The sequence below is a fragment of the Candidatus Margulisiibacteriota bacterium genome (genome assembly GCA_041650635.1).
Lineage (GTDB): Bacteria > Margulisbacteria > WOR-1 > JAKLHX01 > JBAZKV01 > JBAZKV01.
Window position 1 is genome coordinate 1 of sequence record JBAZKV010000036.1, and the last position, 9795, is coordinate 9795.

Consider the following 9795-nt stretch of genomic DNA (forward strand, 5'->3'; position numbering starts at 1 on the left):
CGGCCAACAGGTCAACGGCATCATACCATGTGACATTCGGTCTCAACAGGATAACAACGAACAATGTGCTTGCGTGGAGCGACACATCGATAACGGTCAAGGTGCCGTCGGTAGCCAACGGGGTATACCCTGTGCAGGTAAGGTCCAATGACAGGGAAAGCAACTTTGTTGACTTTACGGTGGGAGATCCTAACAGCTACAGGCCCACAGTAACGAATGTAAATCCGAACAGCGGAGTTAACAATGCTGCCACAACGGTAGTGGTGACAGGGACAAACTTCACCGGAGCAACAGCGGTAAAGCTGGGTACAACGACCCTTACATATGCAGTTAACAGTGCAACACAGATAACGGCGACAGTGCCTGCTGGACTAACAGCAAACACATATCACATAACGGTAACGAACGCATACGGGACCTCAGCAACAAGCGCGGCGGACCAGTTCACGGTAATAGATGTGAACACCCTTAAACCCACAGTAACAAATGTTAATCCGAACAGCGGAGTTAACAATGCTGCCACAACGGTAGTGGTAACAGGGACAAACTTCACCGGAGCAACAGCGGTAAAGCTGGGTACAACGACCCTTACATATACAGTTGACAGCGCTACACAGATAACGGCAACAGTGCCTGCCGGACTAACAGCAAACACATATCACATAACAGTAACGAACGCGTACGGGACCTCAGCAACAAGCGCGGCAGACCAGTTCACGGTGACCGATCCATTAAGCCAGGTGCCGACAGTAACTGGGATAGTACCAAATACGGGACCGAACAATGTGCCTACTGCAGTGGTGATAACGGGAACGAACTTTACAGGAGTTACGGGAGTAGATCTTGGTTCTACGCCGCTGGCTTCATACACGGTTGACAGCCCGACACAGATAACAGCGACAGTGCCTGCGGGAGTGATACCGGGGGCCTATCATGTAACGGTCACCAACGGGCACGGGACATCAGCGCAGACGCCTGCGGATGTGTTCACAGTAACGGACGGGGGCGGGGACATAATAATAGACAATTATGAAGAGAACGGTCTGCCTGATCCGAGAGGGCAGATGGGCTACTACTTCAATTCAGGGAGCCAGGCGGGAGAGGCGCTGATAGGGGACCCGGCGAACTCTACGGCAACCATCTACGAAGGGCTCAAGTCGATGCAGTTGACATATCCGGGAGCAACAGCGGGACAATGGGGCGGGTACTGGGGCGGCGGGTTGTTGAACCCTGCCTTAGAGGCGATAGACATAAGTTCGGCAAATATGCTGGTGTACTACGTTAAAGGGGACGGGACAGGGAACACGGCAAGGCTGTCGGTAACGGAATACAAGGACGGTACAAATGACGAGGCATACAGAGCGCTTGACAGCTACAAGCTGAACAACAGCGCATCATTCAAAGAGATCAAGGTGCCGTACACGAGGATATGGAGGGATGAATACAGCGGAGCGGTAAAGGATGACAACGTATTTTCCAACAAGGTAAAGAGCTACACCTTTGTGTACGAGGGGACAAACGCGAACGCATTAAGCAGCAACATAGACCTGCTTAAGGCGGTCAACTGGACAGGGCCGATAATAGACCTTCTTGGGCCGAGCCACGGGCCGGTGGGGACAACAGTAACTGTTATCGGAAGGAACTTTGGAGCGACCAAGGGGACAAGCACGATAACGCTGAACGGGGTAGTGGCGGCGACCTCTTCGTGGAACGCGACCAAGATAGTAATGACAGTGCCTGCGGGAGCTGCCAGCGGGCTGGTTGAAGTGACAGTCGGGGGTGCAGTGAGCAACGGAGTGCCGTTCACGGTAACGACAGCGCCTACGCCGGGGCCGATGATAACGGCGGTAACGCCTAATGTTGGTCTGGCTGGGACGACAGTAGTGATAACGGGAACGAACTTCCTGGTAGATCCGGGAGCGGCCAACAGGTCAACGGCATCATACCATGTGACATTCGGTCTCAACAGGATAACAACGAACAATGTGCTTGCGTGGAGCGACACATCGATAACGGTCAAGGTGCCGTCGGTAGCCAACGGTGTATACCCTGTGCAGGTAAGGTCCAATGACAGGGAAAGCAACTTTGTTGACTTTACGGTGGGAATTCCGACCAATGTTCCGCCTGATGCCCCGACCAACCTAAAGGGTGTTGCGGATTCCACCAGCCAGATAACCTGGACCTGGAGCGACAACTCGAACAATGAAACAGGGTTCCAGCTGTTCGATGCCGCAGCTTCTCTTAAGGCGGCAACGGCGGTTAACACTGCATCCACAAAGGAAGCGGGACTGTCGCCCAACACGCCGTATACAAGACATGCGGTGGCCTATAATGCTCACGGGACCTCGGACAAATCCAATACCGAGACCAGATATACTCTGGCCAATCCTCCCGTCAATCTGAAGCAGGCAGGTTCTACGGCTTCCACGATATCGTTCACCTGGAATCCGGGGCCGGGCGGAGCCAGCAAGTACTCTATTTACAGGGCCGAAACGATCACAGAAAAATCGACCATAGACCCGTCAAGCGTAAAGTGGATAAAGCTTGCCGACTCGGCGGTCGAAAGAAAATATACGGACACCGGCTTGAAGCCAAATACCAAGTATCTGTACGGAGTATCGGCTTATAACGGGGACATGATAGAGACCACCGTGATGGGCCTGGATAACATGACGACAATGAGCACGCTGTCAGACGATGTGCCTCCAACTATAACCAATGTCACGTTCAACGACAAGAGCGTGCTGCCCAGGGACATAATAAGAAGGGTCCCGACGCTGAAAGCCACGATCCTTGATGATGTTGCGGTAGATGCTGCGACCATACTTGTTGACCTGGGCGCGCCATACAGCACTTCTTCTGACCCGGCTGTGGCTTACGACGCGGCAACGGGAGCAACGGTCCTGACCCTTGTAAGCCCGCTTTCTGAAGGGGCGCTCACCGTTACGATCACTGCCAAGGATACTTCCGGAAATACGGCGACCCACAGCATAGTTGTAAGGGTGCCGTCGGATGATGTGTATATAGAAGGAGACCTGTTCAATTATCCTAACCCATTCAATCCTCTTGGCGAGGTGACAAAGTTCGGGTTCAACCTAAGCCAGGATGCAAATGTCAACCTGTACCTGTTCGACACCTCCGGCAGGATAGTGCTTAACAGGGCCCACGCGGGCACAGCCGGCTACAACGAGATAGAGTGGAACGGCACCAATGATTATGGAGAGGTCTCGGGCAACGGCGTGTATCTTGCCAGACTTGTCTACGGCAGCAAACTCCTTGGTAAATGCAAGGTGTGGGTGGTGAAGAGATGAACATAGTGAAGAAATACATATCCTTATTTGCAGCACTGGTGCTTACGGCAGGGATAGGGCTTGCCGCAGAGATCGGCTCTTTTTCGGATCCGATGTACATCGGTGTTGGCGCAAGGCCTCTTGGTATGGGCAAGGCTTATGTTGCTGTTGCCCAGGACGGTGAGACACTGTTCCTGAACCCTGCCGGTCTTGGCAGGCTTAACGGCCCTAAACTTACAAGCATGTATTCCTCGCTCATGGGAGATGTCAGCTATATGGCCCTTGCCGGGACTTATCCTCTTGAGGTAGGCTCTGTCGGACTGGGCTATGTTGGTTCGCGCGTTGACAATATATGGATACTCGGCAGCGATGCGGTCTCCGCAGACCATTATCCGACCCCGGCGGGACTCGGAGGCTGGAGCAATAATCTGCTGTTCTTGTCATACGGCTTTCCTCTGTCGGCAGTGACCGAACACGGCAAGGACCTTTATTTTGGCGCCAACCTTAAGTATTTTGATAAAGTAAATTCCGGTACCAGCGATGCCACGGCGGCTGACGGCAGGGGGGTCGATCTTGATCTTGGCGTACTTTATACTCCCAAAGGCTGGCTCAGCCTGGGACTTAACCAGCAAAACATTCTTCCTGCCAGCCTGGGAGGGGTAGTTACCTATAAGAGCGGGATAGAAGAAAGCATACCGTCCATCACAAAGGCAGGCGTCAGCGTGGGTGTGCTAGGAAAGGCTGACAAGGCCCTTATCGAATCCAACATGAAACTGACCCTTGCCGCGGATGCCGACCTTTATCCGTTCGATCCCAAGAGGCAAGCAGGGCTGCATCTGGGCGCCGAATGGTGGCCCATAGAAGCACTTGCCCTGCGTGCCGGTATCGACAAAGATCCCGTTCCTGCTACCGTGAGCGCGGCTGAGGCTACAAACCTTACTGCCGGTGTCGGCCTCAGGCTTAGCGGGATAGCCTTTGATTACGCGTATCATCCGTATTCTTCTATTAAAGAGAACGCGACCCACTACTTCTCTATCTCATATGTCGGAAGCGACGAAGAGAAGAAAAAAGAAGGCTATATCACTATGCTAAAGCCAAGGGACAAGCTTATCACAAGAAGGAACTATGTTACCGTTTCCGGCATAGCTCATCCTTCTGTGGACAGGATAGAGGTCAACAAAGTTCCGCTCGCATACGACCGCCGGACTTCCGACAGGACCTTCAGCCAAAAGATAGATCTGCCGGTGCATGGCAAGAACCTGCTCATCATCGAAGCGTTCGACGGCAAAGGCAATCTTCTTGAAAGCCACAGAAGAAGGATCTTAAGGCTTAAGACATTTGGCGATGTCGGCGAAGATCACTGGGCAAGGCTCCCGATAGAGTATTGCGCCACCGGCGACCTTGTAGAAGGCTATCCTGACAGCAGCTTCAGGCCGGAAAGGGTTTTGACAAGAGCAGAACTGGCCACGATACTGGTCAGGGCAAAGGGAGAATCTCTTATAGATTATGATCCCAAAGTCAAGCTGTATCCTGATGTCGCTCTGGGCCACTGGGCATCGGTATACATTAAGACCGCAACAGCCAGGGGGCTTGTGGTCGGCTATCCTGACGGGACCTTTAAGCCAAGCAGGATAATAAACAGGGTAGAAGGGGTCTCGGTCCTGTCAAGGTTTGACGGACTGAATTCGCCGATACCGGAATACAAGCCGTATTCCGATGTCGGACTAAAGCACTGGGCTGTAGGGTCCATTGAAGCGGCCAAGCAAAAAGGCCTGCTTGACTTCATAACTTCCGACAGGCTCCTGTTAAAGCGGGGACTGGCAAGGTCCGAGGCTGTAGAGATGCTGGCCAAGACCGATTACGGCAAGGAAAGAATAGACTGGCTGCTTGACTGGGAACGCGGCTACGGCCCCAATTCCATGGCCAATGTTAAAAAACCGAGGCAGTTCTTCCTAAGGTCAGAGAATTACTAGGCCCAGACTTATCAAGGGCTTTCCAAAATGTTATAATCCCTTCCTGAGGCGCATATCCGCATGTATCTGATCGCAGGGCTCGGTAATCCGGGCAAAGAATATGAAGAAACCAGGCATAACCTTGGCTTTGAGGTTATAGGCCGCCTTGCTCTTGAGGCCGGGGCAGTCCTCAAAAACGACCGCAAGTTCAGGGCAAAAGCGACAAAGGCCGCTCTTGCCGGCCAACACGCTGTCCTTTTGGCCCCGCAGACCTTTATGAACCTGAGCGGACAGGCGGTAAAAGCCGCGTCGGATTACTACAAGATACCCCCGGACAAAATAGTGCTTGTCTATGATGACATTGACCTTGAAGAAGGTCAGGTCAGGATCAAGGTCGGAGGAGGTTCTGCCGGCCACAAAGGGGTAGGATCGGTGATAGAACATCTAAATGCCAGGGATTTTATAAGGGTCAGGATAGGAGCGGGCCGTCCCGTTTTAAGGGAGGCCGCAGACCATGTCCTTTCCAGGCTGGAAGAAGATAAAAAGGATGTTTTTTCTTCCGCCTTAAATACGGCCGCGCTTGCGGTCGTTGAAATTGTGGCGAACGGACCCGAGGCCGCAATGAACAAGTTCAACGGGGTCTAGGAAATGCTGACGGACCTCTTTGAAGTTTCACGGCTGGTAAAAAGCAGGATAGACCCCGCACAGATACTTAACGCAGGCCGGGTGAGCGGCCTGTTTTCAGGCGCAAAGGCCGTTTTCATGGCCGTCCTTTCCGAAAGTTTCAAAAAAACCCTTATCCTTGCACCCACCGGACAGGAGGCCGAAAAACTATTCGGCGACCTCAAGTATTTTCTTGATGAAAAGAATTGCGGGCTTTTTCTCCTGGACTTAAAAGAGGCTGAGTCAAGACTGCCGGCCTTGAAAGCCCTGTCAGGCAGCGGAAAAACCGTTGTTGTGTCTTCGATCGGGGCCTCAAAAGCAGTTACTTTTTCTCCCGGTCAGCTGGATAGGTCCAAAATAGTCCTCAAAGAGGGGATGTCTCTAAGAATAGAGCGGCTTATCGAAGACCTTATCAGGTCCGGTTTTGTCCGCCAGTCTATGGTGGAAGCAAGCGGGGAGCTGGCCGTAAGGGGAGGTATCGTTGATATCTTCCCCGTTATCCAGGCTCCGGTAAGGATAGAATATGACGGAGACAAAATAGCGTCCATAAGGCATTTTGAAGCGCTTACACAGAGATCGACCCAGAAGATAGAGCAGACGGAAATACTGCCGGCAAAAGAGACAGGGACTTCCAGTATCTTCGACTACTTTTCAAAAGGGGACGCTGTTTTTATCGATGAGCCGCAGGCTTTCAAAAAAGAAGACCTGGGACGGATAAAAAGCGCGCAGGTGATTTTTAACGCGCTGCCGCGGCAGGACGGCTTTATAATGGAGGCTCAAACCCCTCAAAACTATGCCTTGCGCAGCGAGGATCTTATTTCGGACTTAAAAAAACAAAGCGGCAGGGTCTATATAGTTACCGGTCAGGACGAGCGCCTGGCAGAACTGCTGGATGAAAGCGGCGTTCAAGATCCTGAGGTAAAGCTGGTCCGGGGGCAGCTTTCGCAGGGATTTATGCTTCCTGATCTAGGTCTGGCCGTGTTTACGGACAGGGAGATCTTCGGAGAAAAATTCGTTCAGCGCAGGTTCAAGGAGCCAAAAGAAGAGATCCCGCTGCGGGGGGCCACGGTTGACTTTAAAGAGGGGGACTTTGTTGTCCACAAGGACCACGGAATAGGGCTTTACAAAGGCATTGTATCCCAGACATTCAACGGCAGGACCTGCGACTATCTTTTTATCCAGTACCGCGGTCAGGACCGGCTTTATGTGCCGGTCGATAAGATCCAAAAAGTCCTTGCCTACAGGGCCGCCTCAGAACATGCTCCGGACCTCAACAGCCTTGGCGGGCACGAATGGCACACGGCAAAGAAGAAGGCAAAAGCCTCGGCAAAAAAGCTTACTCAGGACCTTCTGGACCTGTACAGTTCCAGGAACAGCCGTACAGGTTTTTCGTATCCTCCGGACAATGTTTGGCAGCACGAATTTGAAAGCGCCTTTCCTTTTGATGAAACACCTGACCAGGCATTGTCTATCAGAGCCGTCAAGAACGACATGGAATCCCAGAGGCCTATGGACAGGCTCCTGTGCGGGGATGTCGGCTTTGGGAAAACAGAGGTCGCTCTGCGGGCGGCCTTTAAGGCGGTCTGTTCCGGAAAGCAGGCTGCTCTGCTGGTCCCTACAACCGTTCTTGCCGAGCAGCATTTTCAGACGTTCAAGTCAAGGTTTGCCCCTTTTCCGTTCCGGGTCGAGATGCTTTCACGGTTTCGGACCAAAGAGCAGCAGAAGGCAACCGTGAGCGGCCTTGAGGAGGGGACAGTTGATGTGGTCATAGGAACGCACCGCCTTTTGTCAAAGGATGTAAAGTTCAAGGACCTTGGGCTATTAATAGTGGACGAAGAGCACAAATTCGGCGTCGGCGACAAAGAAAAATTAAAGGCCATGAAAAAAGGGATCGATTGCCTGTCCATGTCGGCCACCCCCATACCAAGGACCCTTTATATGGCGCTTTCCGATCTCTGGAACATCAGCGTTATAGAAACACCTCCCCCGGGAAGGTCTTCGATAAACACCAGCCTGCTGCCCTGGAGCCAAAAGGCGCTAAGAGATGCTGTTGTAAGAGAGATAGACAGGGGCGGCCAGGTTTTCTATATCCATAACAGAATACATTCCATCCGGTCCGAGTCCGAAAGGCTTAGAGAAGCCGTTCCAGAGGCCAGGATCGCCCTGGCCCACGGCAGGATGAAGGGGCACGAGCTTGAGCGCATAATGCTGGATTTTATCGAGAAGAAATATGATGTCCTTGTTTCTACCGCAATAGTTGAATCCGGGATAGACATTCCCAGTGTCAACACGATACTCATAAATGATCCTGCCAGGTTCGGGCTTTCTACCCTGTACCAGCTGCGCGGCAGGGCCGGCAGGTCGGATGTTAAGGCCTACTGCTATCTGTTATACTCCGACCCCTCCGGGCTCAGCGGTCCTGCTCTAGAGCGGCTTTCAGCCATCAAGTCGTTTACCGAGCTTGGAAGCGGCTATAAGATAGCCATGAGGGACCTTGAGATAAGGGGCGCCGGCGAGGTCCTTGGCGCCAGGCAGAGCGGGCATATCGCCACGGTAGGGTTTGACCTGTTCTGCGAGATGCTTAAAGAAGCCGCCGACAGGGCAAGGGGGATTAAGCCGCATAAAGAAAGGGAAGTAAAGATCGAACTCCCGGTCGACTCTTATCTGCCCGCTTTCTATGTCGAGGGCGAGAACGAGAGGATCTCTTATTACAGGAGGCTCAATACGGTTTCTTCGGATGAAGGGATAAAAGATATAAGAGAAGAGCTCCTTGACCGTTTCGGAAAGCTTCCGCGGCAGGCCGAAAACCTCTTTGAAATGATGGGGGTCAGAATTACCGCCCTTAAAAAAGAGGTACGCTCGGTAACCTATAAGAACGGTTCGCTTGTCATAGAGAGGGCATCATCAAAAGACATTATCAGAGTGGAAAATGAAGGCGAAGCCGCTATCATCCGTCTGGCAGAAAAAAGCCTCTAATTAACTGCAAATTTGCCGGGAGTATCAGGCGACCTCAGAGAGTTTTCTTGCCACTTCGACATTAAGAAGCGGTCCGACCAGCATTACCGGTTTAATTGTGAAGCAGGTGTGTTTTCCGTTGACAGAAATGTTGTGCCCGCGGGCTTTCCAGAAATCATCAAGCGCGGAACTCAGCTGTGCTCTGTCTTCCGGGGAATCATCGTACGCTTTTGTGCTATTCAGATACGGACGGCCGTCCCGGTTTTTAAGGTCCTTAAGCCGATCCCAGGCCTGTGCCGGAGTAATGTCCGGGGCTGAGCAAGAATTATTCTGAGCAGGCCTGCTGACAAAGGTTCTGTGCCCTTCAGGGGCCGGGCTTATGGGTGAATTTTGTCTTGCATAGACCTGTTCGGGGCCTTTATTGGGGCTTTCGGCGGACCTAACGATGGAGTCAAAAACTTCTTTTGACAATTGGATCCGGCCGTTCTCCATCTGGACGGGGCCGCCGCTCTTTCTTAAATTGATAATTCCCATAGCGATCCTGGCAAGGGTTGCAGGGTCTTTTTTTAGATCAGCAGTGTTCAGCACCTCGCCGCCGACATTGACAAGCCCGAGTATGCCGGCGGCATCTTCCGGCGTAAATGGGCGGGGCTTTGCCTGTCCTACAGCCTGTGTTTGAGACAGAGGAAGGGTCATTTTGGACCTCCATCTATATATCGCAGCAGAGGACATCTAACTTGCGCTTTTGTTGTATACTGGATAAAAGGCTTTTTATGAAAGAAATTGACCAGTTAAAGCAGGTCGTGGACCGGCTCAGGGGCAAAAAAGGCTGCCCCTGGGACAAAAAGCAGACCCACAAGACCCTCAAGCCGTACATGATCGAGGAAGCCTACGAGGCGCTTGATGCGATAGACAGGGAAGACCCGGACAAACTA

The 9795-nt window shown here is 52.4% G+C and carries 6 protein-coding genes; 5 read left to right on the forward strand and 1 reads right to left on the reverse strand.

Translation table 11 applies throughout. From position 1 onward, the window contains the following. From WC490_07825 to mfd, 4 genes are all read left to right on the forward strand, one after another. Positions 1-3311 (forward strand): IPT/TIG domain-containing protein (locus WC490_07825; GenBank protein ID MFA5098508.1); only part of this gene is annotated, 3311 nt, incomplete at its 5' end. Further along, entirely contained in the window at positions 3308-5263 is a 1956-nt protein-coding gene (locus tag WC490_07830; protein ID MFA5098509.1) for an S-layer homology domain-containing protein, read from the forward strand. The genes WC490_07825 and WC490_07830, both read left to right, overlap by 4 nt. A 60-nt stretch (positions 5264-5323) precedes the next feature. After that, on the forward strand, positions 5324-5887 hold the full coding sequence (pth, locus tag WC490_07835; GenBank protein MFA5098510.1) for an aminoacyl-tRNA hydrolase: 564 nt from the start codon (positions 5324-5326) through the stop codon (positions 5885-5887). Positions 5888-5890: 3 nt separating this feature from the next. Next, the gene (gene mfd, locus WC490_07840) at positions 5891-8881 is read left to right on the forward strand and encodes a transcription-repair coupling factor (GenBank protein ID MFA5098511.1); all 2991 of its coding nucleotides are present in this window, start codon (positions 5891-5893) and stop codon (positions 8879-8881) included. A gap of 24 nt (positions 8882-8905) precedes the next feature. On the opposite strand, the gene WC490_07845 is transcribed toward mfd, so the two are convergent. Further along, complete coding sequence (locus tag WC490_07845; GenBank protein MFA5098512.1) at positions 8906-9556, reverse strand: hypothetical protein; 651 nt, start codon at positions 9554-9556, stop codon at positions 8906-8908. Positions 9557-9633: 77 nt separating this feature from the next. Here WC490_07845 and WC490_07850 point away from each other — a divergent pair. After that, positions 9634-9795 (forward strand): MazG nucleotide pyrophosphohydrolase domain-containing protein (locus WC490_07850; GenBank protein MFA5098513.1); only part of this gene is annotated, 162 nt, incomplete at its 3' end.

What these genes read in the sequence shown, in the direction of transcription:
- mfd (MFA5098511.1), top strand. Translation starts at nt 5,891, where the DNA reads ATGCTGACGGACCTCTTTGAAGTTTCACGGCTGGTAAAAAGCAGGATA.
- WC490_07830 (MFA5098509.1), top strand. Translation starts at nt 3,308, where the DNA reads ATGAACATAGTGAAGAAATACATATCCTTATTTGCAGCACTGGTGCTT.
- WC490_07845 (MFA5098512.1), bottom strand. Translation starts at nt 9,556, where the DNA reads ATGACCCTTCCTCTGTCTCAAACACAGGCTGTAGGACAGGCAAAGCCC.
- pth (MFA5098510.1), top strand. Translation starts at nt 5,324, where the DNA reads ATGTATCTGATCGCAGGGCTCGGTAATCCGGGCAAAGAATATGAAGAA.